Consider the following 19,534-nt stretch of genomic DNA (forward strand, 5'->3'; position numbering starts at 1 on the left):
CGACGCGCAATCACGGCAGAACGACGGCGCCACCTTCGGGTGGCGTCGTTGTGTGTCACGCCGCTACAGCCGCGTGACCTGGCACAGGCGGATCTGCCCCGCTTCCAGCCCATGCGCCTCTGCCGCACGGCGGCGCAACGCAGTGACCAGCCCGGCGGCATCCAGCACGCCATCGGCAGGCACGTCCACGCTATGGGCCAGTTGCCCCCACAGCACCGGCCGACCGTCGCAATAGCCCTCGTAGTCGGCGAAATAATGCAGCTGGCGCAGCTCAGGTACCGACGTGGACATCGCCCTGGATCTCCGTGCAGCCCAGATGTTCCAACGCGATTTCCAGCCCGAGCAGATAGCTCTGCGCGCAGTAACCGCGCACCGTCGCAATGCGCTGCCCGAACCCCTCCGGCAGGCAACGCTCCGGACGGTCCACGCTATCGTCGTGAGCCTCCACGAACGGGTACGGCAACGCGCTGAGTACACGGTGCAGGCGCGCGCTGTCCACGCAGCTGCCCGGATCGATCAACGCGATTTCCATCCGCGCCTGCCCGGCCACGCGCAAGGCATCCAGCAGCTCCTGCTCCGACCCGCAGGCACGCAAGGCCACCGTCTTGCCCGCGTCGCCGGCGCATTGCACGAGCTGCCGAATGACGGCCCGCGGCAACGGCTGCGGCCCACGCACCAGCGGCATCGCTGCCTCCGGCCCACGCACGATCATGATCGACATGGCGGCTTCCTCAGGCAGCGGCGCGCAGGGGCGCGCGCAGCGACGGCAGACAACGCGCGGCAATGCCCAACGACATCGCATAGGCGCGCGATGCATCGTGCGGCGTAATCACCACCGCAAGCGGTGCATGCTGCGGATGCAGCCATGGCTCCAGTTCCTGGTCGGCATCGGTGTGCAGCTCGATATACGGCGCAGACAGCGCATCCAGTGCAGCACGCAATGCGCTCGCATGCACCTGCGCACGCTCCGACGGCGCCAGATCACCCGAATCCAGCAACACCAGCTCCACCTCGGCATCACCACCGGCGGCCTGTAAGCCGGCGATCAAGCCATCGACATCGGCACACGCCAGCGTGCGCAACGCACGTCCGGCACACTCGGGCAGCTGCAGCGGCGCCACCTGCGCCGGATCGGCCTGCGGACCTTGCAAAATCAGGATACACATCGTGTTCGACTCAACGCACCACAGTGCGGGAGTGCCAAGGTAGGCCTGCCGGGCATAAAGAGGCTATTTGCACCCTGGCGTGCGGGCATAAAGAGTGCGTAATGCCTACCCGATGCCGGGCGTGCCCTGCCCCGCAACGTCGCGCGCCGGTTCTAGATCACCGCAGCGCTCGACCTGGCCATGCCTGACGCACGGCCTCATCCTGGACATCCGCATTGCGTCATGTCCTGACCTGACGCAATACAACACCACACACCGTCGATGCGCCGATGCACGGCGGGCGGCTACTTCTCCCGCCGCCAGTTCACCGAGCCCTTGGTCTCCACCGTGCTGGATTCGGCTTCGATGTCGAAGCCGCGGCTGAGCAGGTATTTCAGCGTCAGCACCGAGCCGCTGCCGACCATCGAGACGCCGTAGCCGACGTAGAGTTTCGGCGAGAGATACTTGCCGAAGCCCACGACCGAGCCGACGGTGCTGGATTCGCTCACGCCGGCTTCGTCCAGGCCGAGCTTGGCGCCGATCTGCGAGGCGATCAGGCTGCTGCCGGCCGACAGGGCAGCCGAGGCCGCGCTGACCTGCTGGGTTTCGTCGCTGCTGGCGGTGGACAGTCCGCGGCCGAGCACCAGGTACGACAGCGCTTCGGATTGCGACATCGCCGGTTCCGACCACACATCGGCGCGCGGTGATTCGGCACGGCCGCTGACGTCGATGCCGGCGGTGACATCGCCGACCTTGCGCTCGGCGCGCAGGCTCACGCGCGGGTCGGAGACGATGTTGTTGTTCCAGGTCAGCTGGCCGCGGCTGATGGTCAGATCCTGGCCGTAGGCCTTGTAGCGGCCGCGCACGTCCAGCCCGCCGTTGGCGGTCATTTCGCGGCCCGGGCGGGCGCGGATCTGCATCTGCCCGCTCAGCCCGCCCTTCAGGCCGAAGCCGCTCATGTTGACCTTGTCGCCAAGCACGATGGCCAGGTCCATATCCAGCGGCGAAGCGGGCGCTTCTTCCGGATCCACCGGATCCAGCACCACCACGTCCTCGGATACCGAGGTGCCGCGATCCAGGCGTTCCAGGTCGATGTCGGCTTCGGGCACGGTGACCTTGCCACGCAGTTGCATGGTGTTGTCGGTGATGCCGAACTGCATGTCCGGGTTGGCGATGATGCGCAACTCGCTGGTGTTGTAGGCCAGCACGTTTTCGCCGCGGATATTCAGCAGCAACGGCGTGCTGGTGCCGAACCACGACAGCCCGCCATCGATGTTGAGCGTGCCCTGCCCCGACTTGGCAGAAGCAGTGATCTTGGCCGAGCCATCCGGTAGCGCGTCGAAGCGGCCCTTGCCCTCGCTCAGGGTCAAACCCATCGACGGATATTCGGCAGTGAAATCGCTCAGGGTGGCATCGCCGCCCAGCAGCGGCTTGTCGCGAGTACCGCGCAGGCTCACATGGCCTTCGACCAGACCCTTGGGCCGCACCACATCGGCCACCACCAGCTCCAGCCAGTACAGCCGCGACATGTTGAGATACAGCTCGCCGTTGAGCGGCGCGTACGCATCCCAGCCGGTGTTGAACTTGGCATCGACAAAGCCGGCGCCCTGGAAGCCGATACCGAGCTTGGCCTGGATCTGCTGCGGGGTGAAATCGGCCTGCACGCTGAACTGGTCGTAGCGCAGCAACTCGCCGCGATTGGGGTTGCCGGCTACTGCGGCGTAGCGGGTTTCGCCCAGGCGAATGCCGCCTTCGGGCGAGGCGATGCGGAACGAGCCTTCCCAGGCATTGCCGCGCGGCTTGAAGCTACCGTCCAGCGACAAATCGCCACGCAGATAGATCTGCCGCCCTTCCTGCTTGGGCAACCACGGCTGCACCAGCGACAGCGGCAGCGCATCGCCGTGCACCACCATGCCCTCGCGCGGCCAGTTGGCGCTGGCGCACAGCGCGCCGCCGGTGGCCGCGCCCAGGCAGGTGTCGGACAGCGTAAACGCGGCGCCATCGGTGCTGAACTGCGCCGGCTGGCGCAACGCCCAGGCATCGCCCTTGGCCGGTGCGATCCGCAGCGTGGCGACCTGGCCTTGCCAACGCTCGCCATTGCGACGGACATCGCCCTGCAGCGCGACGTTGGCCATGCTGTTGGCGATATCGGCATCCAGGCGCAGCGCTTCCACCGCACCGCGTGCCTGCATGCGCACGCTGTCCAGCACCACGCCGGCTTCGATCGCCGTGCCCTGCAAGGCCAGCTGCCCGTCGCTGCCTCGCCACGGCAAACGCCCGCGCAAGCTGATGCTCTGCGCGCTGTAGTCGTTCCAGCGCAAGCCATTGCCGACCAGGTCGGCAGTGATGTCGGGCGCGTCGCGACGGCCGCTGACCTGCAGCTGCCCGCGCATCGTGCCGGTGGCGCCGGGCAAGACATCGTCCAGCTGCAGCGGCTGCAATTGCGCGGCGATATCCAGCTGGTCGCCGACCTTGCCCTTGGCAGTGATGCGGCTATTGCCCAGCGACAGCTGCAATTGGCCCTCGCCCTGTTCACCACGCAGGGCGAACTTGCCGTTGGCCGACAGCGCGCGTTGACGCAGCTGGCCGGTCAGGCTCGGGATATCGGCCGTGGCCTCGAAGCCCGGCGACACGCCACCGGCCGGTGCCGGCAACTGGCGGCCCTTGGAGGCGACCTTGCCGGAGAGATTGCCGTTCCAGCCCGGCGCGAAGTAGCCCGGATCGAACTTGGCCAGCTGGGCAGTGACATCCCACTGCAGCTCCGGGGTCCAGCCCACCTCGCCGGTGAGATCCAGCGAGCCGCCCGGGGTCTTGGCCTGCACCTGCTTGAGCTGCGCACGTTGATCGTTGCCGCGGCTGTCGAACACCAGCGCGGCCTGCTGCCCGTCGCGCTCCAGCGTGGCACGGCCGATCGCCGCCCACGCCTTCAGGTTACCGGCCACGCCCAGGCGCGCATCGACCAATTCCACCGGCACCACCGGCGCATCGGGGGTGGCTGGGTCCGGCGTCGGAGTGAAGCGCAGGCCACTGGCGTTGACCGCAAAACGGAAGCTCGGATTCTGCGTGTCGCGGAAATCGGCAGTCCCACGCAACTGCGCGCGGCCTTCGAAGGCATCGATCACCAACGGTTCGACGGTGATGACCTGGTCCAGCAGGCTGATGTGCGAGGGCTGCAAGGTGGCGCTCAGCTCGCCCTGCTTGACGCTGCCTTGCAGGTCGGCGTTGCCGCCCTTGCCGGAGGCCTGCAGGTTCAGCGCGATCGGTGTGGCCGGGGCGGCGTACTCCCCATTGGTGGCCGGCGTCAGCAGCGAGGTATCCAGCGCGTCGGTGACGGCCTTGAAGGCCCAGGTCGGATCGTCGCGCCCGGTGAACACCAGGCTGGCCTGCAGCGGTGCCGGCGCGCGGCCGGCGATGGCCACTTCCATCTTGTCCAGATCGCCGCGTGCGACCAGCCCCAGGCTGGCCGGGGTGCGCCCACGCGCGGCCGGCAGCACGGCGGTGGCGGTCAGGTCGGCGCGGTAATCGTCGTTGGGCACGTAGTCGCCGTGCAGGCGGAAGTCGCCCATGTCGGTATCGACCACCAGATTGCGCGTGCGCAGTTCGCCGGTGGCCACTTCCAGCCCGCCCTGCACCTTGTGCAGGACGATCATCGGCTGCTGCAGCTGGGTGATGCGCAGGTTCTCCACGTCAATCTTGTCGGCCTGGATCGCCAGCGGCACGTTGATCTGCGGCAGCGATTCGGGCCAGCTCGGCAGCGTGAACGGCTCATCGCTCTTGCCCAGATTCAGGCTGGCATTGCTGACCTGCACCGCATCCAGCTGCAGCTTGCGCCCGAGCAGCGGGCGCAGGTCCGGTTCCAGGTACACACGCTCGGCGGTGAAGTGGATGTCCTGATAACGGAAATCGACATCGCGCAGGGTCAGTGGGCCGGCCACCGGGCCCTCGACCTTGCCATAGGTAAAGGTGGCACCGACCGGCAGCCGCGCGGTCACCTGCGCCAGCAACACATCGCGCCCGGCCACGGTCTGCAGCAGCCAGTACACCGCGATCAGCGCCAGCAACACCAGGCCCAGCACGGTCAGCCCCGAGCCCACCCAGAACCGGCGGCGGCGGTAGAAACGCGCGCGGCGCGGTGCGGGGGGTGGCGTAGGCGTCGGCGTACTCACAGGTTGGCCCCGATATCGATATAGAGCTGGAACTGCGAGTCGGGGTCGTTCAGGCCATGCGCGATGTCCACGCGCACCGGGCCCACCGGCGAGCGCCAGCGCAGGCCGAAGCCGATACCGGTGTGCCAGTCGGGCGTGTCGTCGAAGGCGCTGCCGCTATCGACGAACACCGCGCCGCCCCAGGGGCCGCCCTTGAGGTAATGCTCGTATTCGGCACTGGCGGTGACCACGTTCTTGGCACCGAGCGCGAATTCGTCCGGCTTGGGCGTGCGCGGGCCCACTTCGCGGAAGGCATAGCCGCGGATGCTGTTGGCGCCGCCGGCAAAGAAGCGCAGGCTCGGCGGCATCGCCACCAGATCACTGGTCCAGGTGGTGCCGCCTTCGCCGCGCAGGATCACCCGGCCGTTGTCGCCGGCTCCCAGGAACCAGCGCAGCTGGCCGTAGAGCTGGCCGAAGTTGGTATCCGAGCCGGCGCCTTCTGCACCGCCGCGGATGAACGCCTGCCCGGACACGCCACTGCGCGGGAACAGGCGATCGTCGACATTGACGTAATTGACCTGCAACTGCGGATAGATCAGCGTGGAGGTCTCGTAGACCGCATCGGTGAAATCGCTGCCGCTGCTGAACCGCCAGCGCTCGCGCAAGGCGTTGATCGAGGCGATCGCACTCCAGCGCTCGTTGATCTGGCCGCTGCGGCTGCCGGTGAGTTTGACGTTGCGCAGGTCGATGTATTCGGTCTGCTCGTCGTAGAGCCGCGCCGAGGCGGTGTACCAGCCATCCAGCCAGCGGAACGCCGGCACGCGGTAGCTGGTGGTCAGGCTCTTGCGGTTCTGCGCGTAATCCAGCTGCGTGTCCATCTTGTGGCCGCGCGAATTGACGTAGCGGCGCTCCACGCCGCCACGCACACCGGCGCCGCTCTCGCTGCCGTAGCTCAAGCCGGAGGTGTAGACGGTGCGCTTGGCGCGGGTGAGCTTCACATCCACCGGCACCCGGCCCTGGTCGTCGGCTTCTTCCGGCTTGGGCTGGATGTCGATGGTGCTGAAGTAATCCAGCTTGGTCAGCGACTCGCGCAGGCGATCCAGCTTGCCTTCGTGGTAGTAGCTGCCCTCGTCCCAATACACCAGCGGCTCGAACAGGCCGGGACGGAAGTAGTCGTAGTCGAAGCGCACCTTGCCCATGTCGTAGCGGCGGCCGCTGTCCCAGTTCAGATCGATATCGGCGGCGTGCTCGGCGCGCGTCACCGCGACGCGGCGCTGGGTGAAGTCGGCATCGAAGTAACCGCGCTCGGCCAGCCGGCGGGTGATGCGCACCTTGCTCGCTTCGTACTGCGGATGGCTGAAGACTTGGCCTTCGCGCGGTTCGAACTGCTTGAGATCCTGGCCCAGGTAACGGTCCTGCTCGGCCCAGCCGGTGATGGAGATATGCGACTGCCGCACGCGTACCGGTTCGCCGCGCTCCACGGTGATCACCACGGTCACCTTGTCGCCGGTGCGCGGCGCGGCCAGCTCGATGGTCGGCGAGTAATAGCCGAACGGTTCCAGTGCCTCGCGCGTCTGCCGTTCGGCCTGCGCCAGCAGATACTCCAGCCGCGACTCGCCCTGCTCCTTGCCGACGGCCTCATACAGAGACAGGGAGACCTCGATGTTCTCGATCATCTCGGCGTCGGCGTCGTCGTCCAAGCCCTTGATTTCGATCTTGTCGATGGTCGCCCGGGCAACCGCTTGCAGCGGAACGAACAGGGTGCACAGCAGGGAGAGAGCAAACGCGGCTTTAAGCATCGGCAAAGGATACCCAGCCTGGGCGTGAAGGGACAAAAAAACTGAAGAAACACGCCTATACGGCATCGGATAGAACTCGGTACAGTCGGTACGTTGTTAACGTTTCGTTGACACCCATTGCGTGCGGCCCCCCGATTGCCGCGCGCCCGTTCATACCTTTGGAGAGAGAGGTGCGTTTCATGAAACGTCATTTGCTGGTCACCGCCGTGTGCACCGCGCTGACCATGCCATCGCTTGCGATGGCACAGGATTCAGGTGAAGTGACTCAACTGGACAAGGTCACGGTGACAGGGTCGTTGATTCCCCGGTCCCAGGTCGAAACCGCGACCCCGGTGTTTTCGATCACCGCTCAGGACATCCAGCGCCGCGGCTTCAAGGACGTCTACGACGTGCTGCGCTCGCAACCGATGGCCACCGGCTCGGTCCAGGACGGTCAGTTCAGTGGCGGCTTCACTGCCGGCGCCAAATCGCTGAGCCTGCTCGGCCTGGACCCCGGCTTCACCCTGGTGCTGATCGACGGCCGGCCGATGGCCGATTACCCATTGCTCTACAACGGCCAGAGCAATTTCGTCGACCTGGCCAGCGTGCCGGTGGGCATGGTCGAACGCATCGACGTGGCGCCGGGCAACCAGTCCTCGATCTACGGCTCCAGCGCCATTGCCGGCGTGGTCAACATCATCCTGAAGAAGCGCATGGACGGCGTGCAGATGAATTACCGCATGGGCACCTACGACGGGGGTGGCGGCAACAACCAGCGCTTCCAGCTCACCGGCGGCAACGAAATCGGTGGCGCCAACATCGTGTGGGGCCTGCAGCTCAACAATCAGGATCCGATCTACGGCTACCAGCGCCGCGACTTCGATTCCACCAGCGACAATCCTGACCCGACCCTGCGTTACGGCTCACGCATTGCCTTGCATAACCTGCCCACCACCTATCTCGATCCGGGCGCCGAAAATTGCGCTGCATTGGGACCGCTGTTCAATGGCTCGGTGCAGTACGACAACCGCGCCAACCGCGGCAACTTCTGCAGCAGCCGCACCGAGCCGGGCTACGCCAGCATCCTCAACAAGGAACGCAGCGCCAGCGGCTATGCCAACCTGAGCTATGCCTTCAACGACAACGTCGAGCTGTACTCGACCCTGCTGCTCAATCGCACCAAGGTCGAGGTGAATAGTGGCCCCCGCTTCTGGCAGACATCCTCCGATACCGGTGGTTTTTTCTACAATCAGGACAGCCAGCAGCTCGAAAGCTATCAACGCATCTTTGCGCCGGAGGAAACCGGCAATCAAAACTTCAACAACGACCGCCAGACTGCCGACTCCTACAACATCGCGCTTGGCCTGAAAGGCGGCCTGGGTGCCAGCAACTGGACCTACGATGCCTACTACGCACGCTCGGAATATCGCATCGAAAGCCGTCAGCAGTGGCCGCTGGCCGACCGCATCGAAGATTTCTTCCGCGAACAGTTCCTTGGCGCTCCGCAGGGCGAGTACTACGGCTACCCGATCTATTCACCCAACGATGCCAACTTCTATCGCGCCTTGACGCCGGCGCAGTACCGCAGCTTCAACGACGAAATCCGCACCAAGTCCCGGACCTGGACCCAGAACGTCAACCTGCAGCTGACCAACACCGAGTTGTTCAACCTGCCTGCCGGTGCGGTCGGCGTCGCCGGTGTGGTGCAGGCCGGTAATCAGTACTGGACCAACCCGACCGACCAACGCGTGATCGCTGGCGACTTCTACCAGCTGACCGGCACCCAGGGCAGCGGCAAGCGCGAGAACTGGGCGGCGGCCTTCGAAATGCGGGTGCCGATCCTGAGCACCTTGACCGCCAATCTGTCGGGCCGCTACGACGACTACAAGAACCAGGGCGGCGGCGGCGATTCCAAGTTCACCTACAAGGCCGCGCTGGAATTCCGTCCGATCGATTCGCTGCTGTTCCGCGGCAACTACGCCACTGCGTTCAAGGCACCGGACATGGCGTTTTCCTTCGCTGGCGACAGCGGCTTCTTCCAGGGCGTCAACGATTACTACCGTTGCGCACTCGAAGAACCCAACGTGCCGATCGCCGACTGCACCTATGGCGGCACCAGCATCCAGGGCCGTCGGTCCGGCAATGCGGATCTGAAGTCGATCACCGCAAAGTCCTGGGGTGCCGGCGTGGTGTGGTCGCCGAGCGCAAGCTTCAGCGTCAACGCCGATTACTACAACATCAAGATCGATGACAAGGTCAGCGACCTGAGCACCGATGCCCTGCTGCAGAACGAATCGGCCTGCCGGCTCGGCGCCCTGGATATCAACTCGCCGACCTGCGTCGACGCGCTGTCGCGCATCGATCGCACGGCCGCCGATGCGCCGGTACCCAATCGCCTGAGCAACATCCGCATCAACCCGGTCAATATTTCCAACGAGGAAATCTCCGGCGTGCTGACCAAGGCGACCTACAACCTGGCTACCGACTCCTGGGGCCTGTTCGTGTTCGACGCGCAATACAACCTCACGCTCAAGCATGAAAGTCAGCAGTTCCCGCAAGACCCGGTGCGCGACCTGCTGAGCGAGCCGTTCTTCTCTTCCGAGTTCCGCAGCATCACCAATGCCTCGATCACCTGGCAGAAGGATGCGTGGACCACCACCTTGTTCGGCCAGCGTTACGGACGTACGCCCAACTTCACCGCACAGCAAAGCACCGATGGCTATGCGGTGGAAGGCGCACGCAAGGTCGGTGCGTGGACCACGCTCAATGCCACGCTGGACTATGCGGTCAACGACGACATCTCGCTGACCGCCACGGTCAACAACCTGGCCGACACCCGGCCGCCGCGCGATCGCACTTACAGCAGCTATCCGTACTACAACATCTTCAACTACACCGGTTACGGACGCTCCTATATGCTGGAGCTCAACTGGCGTTTCGGCGCGCACTGAGTCAGCCAGGGTGGTATTTGCCAACGGCAGCCACGGGGCTGCCGTTGGCGTTTTGAGACAAGCGTTTTTGGATCGAGCGCTTGGGATCGCCGCTGCTGCGAGTGGGCGAACTTGGAGTGGCCAGACACGACGAGGCTGGCGACACCCAGGCGTTTTCGATTGCGGGCATAGCGCATACATCGCGGCGGCGTCTCCGCGTCGTTTCGCTGGCCGTTGTCAGCGTGCGTCGGTCTGGATCAGGCCGGCATGCAACAAGGCCTGCCGCAGCGGTTCCAGCTGCGTGGCGTAGCGCCGCCATTCTTCGACGTTGCGCCCATGCACGCCTTCGCGCACCTGCACGCTGCTCAGCGTGGCCGACGCGGCCGCATTGCGGGTGATATCGATCTGCCCGGGCTCGATCTGCAGCCCACAGCGCGCCATCAACTGCTGCAATACCGCGGATGGATCGCGCACCATCTGCGCATAATCCACATCGATCACCCGGCCCGGCAATGCCGCGCGCCACTGCGCCATCAGGGCGTGATACGCCTGATAGTGGCGCGCCAGCATGCGCAGGTCGTAGCTGTAGGCGTAGGAGTCGCCGAACAGCGCGCGGTAATTGGAGAAGCACACCGCCATCGGCTCGCGTACCAGATGCACGATCAATGCCCCCGGCAAGGCGCGCGCGATCGCGCCGATCGCCACTGCATTGGCCGGTAGCTTGTCGATGTACCAGCGTGCCGTTCCGGCCCGCCATTGCGTCTGTTCCAGGTAACGCGCGCCGATCTGCGCGTAGTCCAGCGTCGGCAAGGCCTGCAGCAGCCGCGCATCCAGCAGGCTGCGACCGGCCTGGTCGGCGCCCCAGCGCAGTTGATGGCCGAAGTCGTTCAACTCGCCAGCCGACACGATCTGGGAATGGTTGCCCAGCATCCGCTCCAGCACCGTGGTGCCCGAGCGCGGCAAACCGAGCACGAAGATCGGTTGCGGGCCGTGTGCGACGGGGGCTTGCTGCGCGGCGAACAGGCCCTGGCCGGCCAACGCACCCAGCTGCGCGTACAACGCCGCCTCGGCATCGGCGTCGTGATGCAGGCGTGCATGCATCACCGCGTTGCCGTGCTGTAGCGCGTCCCAGGCGGCCTCGGTCTGGCCGAGGTCTTCCAGCTCCTTGTACAGCGCGAACGCCAGCCCGGCGCGATCTTCGCTGTCGGGCTTGGCGAGCTGCAACTGTTGACGCAGTTGCGCCACATGGTTGCTGCTGGCGCTCTGCCGGCGCAGGCGCGCGCGCGTCAACGCCGCGCGGCCATAGCCGGGCGTGTGCGCCAGCGCATGCTCCAGCGCCTGCGCCGCTTCATCGAGGCGACCATTGAACTGCAACTGCACCGCTAGAAAAAACCGGAAATCCGGTCCATCGAATCCGCAGGCCTGCGCCCGCTGCATCATCGCCAGTGCGTCGACATGTTCGCCCAGGGATTGATGCACGTGCGCGAGCAGGGCCAAGGTCGCGCCGTCCTGGCACCGCATCACCGACGGGTGCCGCAGCAAGGCATGCAGTGCGCGATGCTCGCCGACGCGCAGCAAGGCCTGCGCCACCCGGCAACGCATCGTCACGTCGTCGCCCAGATCGCCTGCCGCCAGCCGCAGCTGCACAACCGCCTCGCGCATCCTGCCGTTGGCCAGCACGATGCCGGCCAGCAGCACGCGGGCCGCCACATGCGCCGGCTCCACCTCCAGCAGCGCCTGCAACGCAGACGCCGCCACAGCCAGGTCGCGGCGTGCCAACGCGGCCTGCGCGGTCTGCCAGTGCACCGCGCCGGCGGACGCAGCCATCAGCTGGACAGATGCTCGATGGCGGCGACGCTGCCGAGGCGGTCGCCGAGCTTCTTCAGCAGGGCCAGACGATTGGCGCGCAATTGCGCGTCTTCGGCATTGACCATCACGCCATCGAAGAACGCGTCCACCTGTGGGCGCAACCGCGCCAGGCGCGCGAGCACGGCGACGTAATCGTGCCGGTGCAGCGCATCGCCGGTATCGCCGATGGCCGCTTCCACCGCTTCGGCCAGGGCTTCTTCGGCCGGTTCGCGCAGCAGGCTGGTGTCGATATCGCCGGGGATCTCGCCCTCGACCTTGCGCAGGATGTTGCGGATGCGCTTGTTGGCGGCGGCCAGGGCTTCGGCTTCGGGCAGCGTGGCGAAGATGCCGATCGCATCTATGCGGCGGTCGAAGTCGTAGAGGGAGCCGTGGGTCGCGCCCAGGTGCGCTCCTACGAGCCCTGTAGGAGCGCCCTCGGGCGCGACCGAGAACAGTGCGGCGACCGCGTTGAAGTGGGTGGCAGGAACGCCCTTGTCTGCGTAGTAGCCGCGTAGGCGGTCGAGGATGAAGTCAAAAATCTCTGCATCTTGAGCCGCCTGCGCCAACGCGGTGTGTGCGTCCTTTTCAACAGATGGCGGCAGGGCAGCACCGGCATCTTTTGCTTTGGTGATCGCAGTTTCTGTCTTGAGTAATTGTCTGGCACTTGCTTGGACATTGATCTGATTTCTAGCCTCTACAAGCAGCTCTTTCAAATCCAGATCAAACCCACTCTCAATCACCGTCCGCGCCAACCCCAGGGCATTACGCCGCAGCGCGAACGGGTCCTTGTTGCCGGTCGGCTTCAAACCGGCCGCAAAGCCACCGGCCAAGGTATCCAGCCGTTCGGCAATCGCCAGCACCTTGCCCAGCGGCGACAGTGCGATGTCGTCGCCGGCAAAACGCGGCTGGTAGGCCTCGTCGATGGCCAGCGAAATCTCGCTCGATTCGCCGGCGGCCTTGGCGTAATGACGCCCGGCAATGCCCTGCAGCTCCGGGAATTCGTTGACCATGCGCGATTGCAGGTCGTTCTTGGCCAGCTGCGCAGCGCGACGCGCCTGCGCCGGATCGGCGCCCACCTGCGGCGCGATCGCTTCGGCCAGCGCCGCCACACGCGCGGTCTTGTCGGCCACCGTGCCCAGCTTTGCCTGGTAGGTCACGCTGGCCAGGCCCGCACCCATCGCCTCCAGGCCCTGCTTGAGGTCCTCGTCGAAGAAGAACTTGGCATCGGCAAAGCGCGGACGGATCACCCGCTCGTAGCCCTTGGCGACTTCGGCCACGTCCTTGGAGACGATATTGGCGATGCCGATGAACTGTTCGGTCAACTTGCCCCCGTCGTCCAGTACCGGGAAGAATTTCTGGTTGATCTCCATGGTTTCGATCAGCGCTTCCTGCGGCACCGCCAGGAAGTCGCGCTCGAAACTGCACAGCACCGCCGACGGCCATTCGACCAGGTTGACCACCTGCTCCAGGTTGTCGTCGCTGATGCGTGCGCTGCCGCCGGCCTGCCTGGCGGCGGCTTCGACCTCTTCGACGATGCGCGCACGGCGTGCGTCCGCATCCACCAGCACATGCGCCGCGCGCAAGGCCTCGATGTAGTCGCCCGGTGCCGCCAGCGATACCTCGCCCTGATGCATGAAGCGGTGCCCGCGGCTGAGGCGATCGCCACGCACGCCCAGCAGCTCGGCCGGAACCACGCTGTCGCCGAACAGCAGCACCAGCCACTGCACTGGCCGTGCGAAGGCGTATTCGTGCGCGCCCCAGCGCATCGGCTTGGGGATCGGCATCGCGGCGATGGCTTCGCGCAGGATGTCGGGCAGCAGGTCGGCGGTGCGCGCGCCCGGCGTCACCGCACGGTGCACGAAGCGCTCGCCCTTGGCGTCGCTGGTGCGCTCCAGTGCGGTCCAGTCGATCCCGGCCTTGGCGGCGAAACCGGCCAGCGCCTTGGTCGGCTTGCCCTCGGCATCCAGCGCGATGTTGAGATACGGGCCCAGTACTTCGGAGCGCTGCTCGGGCTGCTCGGTGGCCACGCCCGGCAGCAGCACCGCCAGGCGGCGCGGTGTGGACAACGGCTTGGCACCGCCACGGGTGACTGCGACGCCGCGTTTTTCCAGCCCGTGCAGCACGCCATCGAAGAAAGCCTGCGCCAGACCCGGCAGCGCCTTGACCGGCAGCTCTTCGGTGCCCAGTTCGATCAGCAGGGGAAGTTGTTCGCTCATAAGACGTGGACCTTTACGTGTTCCCTTCTCCGGTCGGAAGAAGGTGCCCCGAAGGGCGGATGAGGGTACGGGCGAAGCTCTGTGGAGTTTGGGTGCAGGAGGGCTACACCTCGTCCCCTCACCCCAACCCTCTCCCGGGGGGAGAGGGGTCTGCTGGTCACTTCTCCCACCGGGAGAAGGTGCCCCGAAGGGGCGGATGAGGGGACCGGCGAAGCTCTGTGGAGTCTGGGTGCAGGAGGACTGCGCCTCCGTCCCCTCACCCCAACCCCTCTCCCGGGGGAAAGGGGCTTTGGTTACTTCTTCACTCCGGGAAAGCCCAGCTTCTCGCGTTGTGCGTAATACGCCTGCGCCACGCCCTGCGCCAGCGCGCGCACGCGCAGGATGTAGCGCTGGCGTTCGGTGACGCTGATCGCGCGGCGCGCATCCAGCAGGTTGAACGCATGGCTGGCCTTGGTGACCTGCTCGTAGGCTGGCAGCGGCAGACCGACCTCGACCAGGTGCCTGGCTTCGGCTTCGCAGGCGTCGAAGCGATGGAACAGCTCGGCCACGTTGGCATGCTCGAAGTTGTAGGCGCTCTGCTCCACCTCGTTCTGGTGATAGACATCGCCGTAGCTCACCGGTGTGCCGTCCGGGCCGTAGGTCCACACCAGGTCGTAGACGTTGTCGCAGCTCTGCAGGTACATGCACAGCCGTTCCAGCCCGTAGGTGATCTCGCCCAGCACCGGCTTGCACTCCAGTCCGCCGGCCTGCTGGAAGTAGGTGAACTGGGTGACTTCCATACCGTTGAGCCAGACCTCCCAGCCCAGGCCCCAGGCGCCGAGCGTCGGCGATTCCCAGTTGTCCTCGACAAAGCGCAGGTCGTGCACCAGCGGATCGATACCCAGGGCCTTGAGCGACCCCAGGTACAGGTCCTGGATGTTGTCCGGGTTGGGCTTCATCGCCACCTGGTACTGGTAGTAGCGCTGCAGGCGGTTGGGGTTTTCGCCGTAGCGACCATCGGTGGGGCGGCGCGAGGGCTGCACGTAGGCCGCATTCCACGGCTCCGGTCCCAGCGCGCGCAGGAAGGTGGCCGGATGGAACGTGCCTGCGCCCACTTCCAGGTCCAGCGGCTGGATCAGCACACAGCCTTGCTCGGCCCAGTACTGGTTGAGGGTCTGGATCAGGCCCTGGAAAGTGATCGGAACGCGCCGGGAATCGGACATGCAGCAAAGGCCGTGCGGAAGGGGTGCGCTAGTATACCGGCCGACCCGCAGCGCTTTGCCGCGGAGCACCGCCGCAGGGGAACATCGAACATGGAACAGCGGCGTACGGCCGATCCAGACAGCGCAGCGGCGATCCTGCCGCGCGGCCGGTTGATGTTCGACCCGGTGGCTGCCGCGTTGCTCGCCGATGGCATGGTGGTGCCGCACGAACACGAGCGCGTGCAGTTCTCCGCCGCCGGCGTACGCAATGCCAGCGAGGTGCATCCGCTGGTGCTGCTGGCCAATCTCAAGCTGCATGCCGCGCAGCCGCCGGCCGGCGAACTCGGGCTGGAACGGCTGACCGAATGGCTGGCCACCCGCACCGGCCTGCGTTATCTGCGCATCGATCCCACCCGCATCGATGTGGCCGCGGTCACCGGTGTGGTCTCGCATGCGTATGCGCGCCGCCACCGCATCCTGCCGCTGGCGCTGGACGCCGAGCGCGTGCTGATCGCCACCAGCGAGCCGCTGGCGCTGGAATGGCTGGCCGACGTGCAGCATCTGAGCCGGCGTCGCATCGAGCTGGCGCTGATCAACCCGCTGGACCTGCATCGCTACACGATGGAGTTCTTCGGCGTGACCCAGTCGGTGCGCGGCGCGCGCGGCGATGTGCGCAGCGCCGAACCGGGTGCCGGCCTGCCCAGTTTCGAGCAGCTGGTGGAACTGGGCCGCGCCGGCGACGTCAATGCCGACGACCACCACATCGTGCATATCGTCGACTGGCTGCTGCAGTACGCCTACGAACAGCGGGCCAGCGACATCCATCTGGAGCCGCGTCGCGAGGCAGGGCGCATGCGCTTCCGCATCGACGGGGTGCTGCACAAGGTGCTGGAAGTACCACCGTCGGTGATGACCGCGGTGGTCAGCCGCATCAAGGTGCTCGGCCGCATGGACCTGGCCGAACGCCGCCGCCCGCAGGATGGCCGCATCAAGACCCGGTCGCCGGGTGGGCGCGAGGTGGAAATGCGCCTGTCCACGATGCCCACCGCGTTCGGCGAGAAGTGCGTGATGCGCATCTTCGACCCGGATTCGGCGTTCAAGAGCATCGAGCAGCTCGGCTTCAGCCCGGAAGAGGCCGCCGGCTGGAGCGCGCTGGTCGAGCGCCCGCACGGCATCGTGCTGGTCACCGGCCCGACCGGCTCGGGCAAGACCACCACGCTGTATTCCACGCTCAAGCGCCTGGCCACGCCGGACGTGAACGTATGCAGCGTGGAAGACCCGATCGAAATGATCGCGCCCGAGTTCAACCAGATGCAGGTGCAGCAGAACATCGACCTGGATTTCGCCAGCGGCGTGCGCACGCTGCTGCGCCAGGACCCGGACATCATCATGATCGGCGAAATCCGCGACCTGGAGACCGCGCAGATGGCAGTGCAGGCCTCGCTGACCGGGCATCTGGTGCTGTCGACGCTGCACACCAACGACGCCGCCTCGGCGATCACCCGCCTGCTGGACCTGGGCGTGCCGCATTACCTGGTGGCGTCCACGCTCAACGGCGTGCTGGCGCAGCGGCTGGTGCGCACCCTGTGCGTGCACTGCAAGCGCCCGCATACGCTCAGCGACGACGAGTGGGCGGCGATCCGCGAGCCGGGCGAAGCACTGCCGCAGGTGCTGAACGTACACGCGCCGGTCGGCTGCCTGGAATGCCGCCGCACCGGTTACCTGGGCCGTGTCGGCCTGTACGAGTTGCTGCCGGTGAGCCCGCGCCTGCGCAGCCTGATCCGCGCCGACACCGACCTGGCCAGCTTCAGCCACGCCGCGCGTGGCGAGGGCCTGCGCACGCTGCGGCGCACCGGCCTGGAGAAGGTCGCCGCCGGGCTGACCACGGTGGAAGAGGTGTTGTCGGTGTTGCCGCCGCGGGACTAGGCGGATCGCCTGGGACGTGCACGGTTATCGGCCCAGGCGACCCTCACCCCAACCCCCGCTCCGCACCCGGCCCGCGTTTGCGCCACTGGCGCTCCAAGGCACGCGCGCCAGTGGCGCGCAAGCCATGCCCTCTCGCTCGGCGGGAGAGGGGGGCTCGCTCCGTTCTTCCACCGTTTGCTCCCTTCTCCCACCGGGAGAAGCTGCCCGAAGGGCGGATGAGGGTAAGTGGGCACGCACATTGCGCCATTGGCAGGGGCTCGGTCTCACCATTGACCAGGTACACGGCACGGCCGAGTACAACCAGATCGGCGGCGCACGATCACCGCGGCAACCGAGTCGGCAACCGACGTGGCAGAAACCATCTCAGCCATCACTGCTCTTACATCCACACAGCGCAAGTAACCAGCGCCCCGCCCCCCAGCCATCAGCACATAGCCATCCGGAATAACCTTAGCTGCATGCGTTGGCACGCCACTTGAAAAAAACCGCCTGGAGCTGCCTACAATCGGGCACATCAGTCGCTGCTGGATTTCCGTCCGCATGTCCGCCTTGCCGTTCCTGATCATCGAAACCGGGCATCCCGTGCCGGAGATGAAGCGATACGGCCGTTTTCGGCACTGGATCCGCGTCGCGGCCGGGCTGGCCGAGCATGAGACCGTCGCCGTCGATGTCGCCAACGGCGGCCGCCTGCCCGACCGCGACGGCTTTGCCGGCACCATCGTCAGCGGCTCGGCCGCCTACGTCACCGACCGCGCCGACTGGAGCGAACGCAGTGCCGCCTGGCTGCGCGATGCCGCCCACCAGGGCATGCCGCTGCTCGGCATCTGCTACGGGCACCAGCTGCTGGCGCACGCGCTGGGTGGCGAAGTCGACTACAACCCGGCCGGGCGCGAGTCCGGCACCATCGCGCTGGAATTGCACCCGCCAGCCGAGCAGGACCCGTTGTTTGCCGGCCTGCCGGCGCATTTCCCGGCGCACGCCACGCACATGCAAACCGTGGTGCGCGCCCCGGACGGCGCCATCGTGCTGGCGCATTCGCGACAGGACCGCTGCCATGCCTTCCGCTGGGGGCAGGCCACCTGGGGCGTGCAGTTCCACCCCGAGTTCGCCACCCACCACATGCGCGGCTATGTGCAGGCGCGCGCCGAATGCATTGCCCGCCACGGACACTGCGCCCGCACGGTCGCCCGCGAGGTCACCGCCGCGCCGATCGCCCGCAAGCTGCTGCGCCGGTTCGTGCATCACGCACGCGGCCTGCAAACAGTGACCACTCATCCCGCCGCACACACGCAAAAGCAGCGATAATCGCGTCACGCCGGATGGTCCGGTGCGTATCGATCCGGAATGGGAATGAGCGAAATCCGCAAGGTGCCGGCGTCTGCCGGCGCAGAATGGCTGTTGACCGGTTTCTCGCTGTTGAAGCGGGCGCCGCTGGCGCTTGGCTCGCTGGGGGTGATCTGGAGCGTGGCGGCCACCCTGGTGGTGTCGCTGTCGGTGCTGGTACCGCTGCTGGGCCCGGCCCTGCAGTTCCTGCTGGTGCTGGCCGGCCCGCTGTTCATGGGCGGCCTGCTGTGGGCGATCCGCGAGGTCGACGAAGGCCGCATCGCCAAGCCGTCGCATCTGCTGCACGGCCTGCAGGACGGCCGCGCGCCGCATCTGCTGGTGTCGCTGCTGCCGCAGCTGATCGCCGGCCTGCTGCTGGGCGTGCTGCTGCTGGTGATGATCGGCGCCAGCGGGCTGCAGCAGTTGTCCGAGGTGATGATCAAGATCAACCAGATCAGCCAGTCCGGCGCGCAGCCGGACCCGGTGCAGATCGAGCAACTGGCCGCCAGCCTGCCGGCCGGCCGCATCCTGCTGTGGCTGCTGCTGACCATCGCCACGTTCGCGGCGATGACGCTGGCGCTGTTCGTGATGCCGCCGCAGGTGATGTTCGACCGCAGCACCGGCGGCCATGCGCTGCGCGAGAGTCTGCGCGCCAGCCTGCACAACCTGCCGGCAATGCTGGTGTTCTTCGTGCTGGCCTTCATCGCCATCTTCGCCATCTATTTTGCGGTGATGATCGTGGCGCTGATCGTCGGCCTGGTGGCCGGCCAGACCGTGGCGATGTGGCTGGCCCAGCTGCTGCTGATGGCGGTGCTGATGCCGGTATTCGCCGGCTCGGTGTACGCCGCCTGGAAGCAGATGTTCACCCACGCAGGCGCAACCGCGCAGCCCACAGCACCGTCGCGCCCGGATGTGTTCGCCGCCTGATCGCCTTGACCGGCGATGTGCTGACAACAAACCCTGATCCGTAGGAGCGCACCCGGGCGCGACGAAGCGTCCCCCGGGAACGCCCTCGCTCGCGCCAACGTGTTCGCCACCTGAC

The 19,534-nt window shown here is 66.5% G+C and carries 12 protein-coding genes; 4 read left to right on the forward strand and 8 right to left on the reverse strand.

The window, feature by feature from the left end:
- Positions 1–63: 63 nt before the first annotated feature.
- From AC1PLS_RS20350 to AC1PLS_RS20370, 5 genes are all read right to left on the reverse strand, one after another.
- Entirely contained in the window at positions 64–291 is a 228-nt protein-coding gene (locus AC1PLS_RS20350; RefSeq protein WP_016903869.1) for a hypothetical protein, read from the reverse strand.
- Positions 272–721 carry a 3-dehydroquinate dehydratase gene (locus tag AC1PLS_RS20355; protein ID WP_046345097.1) on the reverse strand — a complete coding sequence of 150 codons (450 nt, stop codon included), beginning with the start codon at positions 719–721 and terminating at the stop codon, positions 272–274. The genes AC1PLS_RS20350 and AC1PLS_RS20355 overlap by 20 nt, the downstream gene beginning before the upstream one ends.
- A gap of 10 nt (positions 722–731) precedes the next feature.
- On the reverse strand, positions 732–1,166 hold the full coding sequence (locus tag AC1PLS_RS20360) for a hypothetical protein (RefSeq protein WP_184434995.1): 435 nt from the start codon (positions 1,164–1,166) through the stop codon (positions 732–734).
- Positions 1,167–1,450: 284 nt separating this feature from the next.
- Entirely contained in the window at positions 1,451–5,311 is a 3,861-nt protein-coding gene (locus tag AC1PLS_RS20365) for a translocation/assembly module TamB domain-containing protein (RefSeq protein WP_184434998.1), read from the reverse strand.
- Complete coding sequence (locus tag AC1PLS_RS20370) at positions 5,308–7,089, reverse strand: autotransporter assembly complex protein TamA (protein WP_016903873.1); 1,782 nt, start codon at positions 7,087–7,089, stop codon at positions 5,308–5,310. Before AC1PLS_RS20370 ends, AC1PLS_RS20365 begins: the two co-directional genes overlap by 4 nt.
- Positions 7,090–7,328: 239 nt before the next feature.
- Between AC1PLS_RS20370 and AC1PLS_RS20375 the strand changes: the two genes are divergently transcribed.
- Positions 7,329–10,019 (forward strand): TonB-dependent receptor domain-containing protein, encoded by a 2,691-nt coding sequence (locus AC1PLS_RS20375; RefSeq protein ID WP_184381546.1) that lies wholly within the window; start codon positions 7,329–7,331, stop codon positions 10,017–10,019.
- 216 nt (positions 10,020–10,235) lie between these two features.
- On the opposite strand, the gene AC1PLS_RS20380 is transcribed toward AC1PLS_RS20375, so the two are convergent.
- The 3 genes from AC1PLS_RS20380 to glyQ all read right to left on the reverse strand — a co-directional run bounded on the left by AC1PLS_RS20380 (position 10,236) and on the right by glyQ (position 15,264).
- A complete protein-coding gene (locus AC1PLS_RS20380; protein WP_184435001.1) occupies positions 10,236–11,825 on the reverse strand; it encodes a tetratricopeptide repeat-containing sulfotransferase family protein in 1,590 nt (529 codons plus the stop codon).
- Positions 11,825–14,062 (reverse strand): glycine--tRNA ligase subunit beta, encoded by a 2,238-nt coding sequence (gene glyS, locus AC1PLS_RS20385; protein ID WP_184435004.1) that lies wholly within the window; start codon positions 14,060–14,062, stop codon positions 11,825–11,827. Before glyS ends, AC1PLS_RS20380 begins: the two co-directional genes overlap by 1 nt.
- A 293-nt stretch (positions 14,063–14,355) precedes the next feature.
- Positions 14,356–15,264, reverse strand: a complete 909-nt coding sequence (gene glyQ, locus AC1PLS_RS20390; RefSeq protein ID WP_039513568.1) for a glycine--tRNA ligase subunit alpha — start codon at positions 15,262–15,264, stop codon at positions 14,356–14,358.
- 90 nt (positions 15,265–15,354) lie between these two features.
- On the opposite strand from glyQ, the gene AC1PLS_RS20395 reads away from it, so the two are divergent.
- From AC1PLS_RS20395 to AC1PLS_RS20405, 3 genes are all read left to right on the forward strand, one after another.
- A complete protein-coding gene (locus AC1PLS_RS20395) occupies positions 15,355–17,169 on the forward strand; it encodes a GspE/PulE family protein (protein WP_054591723.1) in 1,815 nt (604 codons plus the stop codon).
- 540 nt (positions 17,170–17,709) lie between these two features.
- Positions 17,710–18,474: a glutamine amidotransferase gene (locus tag AC1PLS_RS20400; RefSeq protein ID WP_016904252.1), complete on the forward strand. Its 765-nt coding sequence runs from the start codon at positions 17,710–17,712 to the stop codon at positions 18,472–18,474.
- A gap of 45 nt (positions 18,475–18,519) precedes the next feature.
- On the forward strand, positions 18,520–19,419 hold the full coding sequence (locus AC1PLS_RS20405) for a BPSS1780 family membrane protein (RefSeq protein WP_016904253.1): 900 nt from the start codon (positions 18,520–18,522) through the stop codon (positions 19,417–19,419).
- The last annotated feature ends 115 nt before the right edge of the window (positions 19,420–19,534 follow it).

Source organism: Xanthomonas sp. NCPPB 3218 (genome assembly GCF_056725185.1).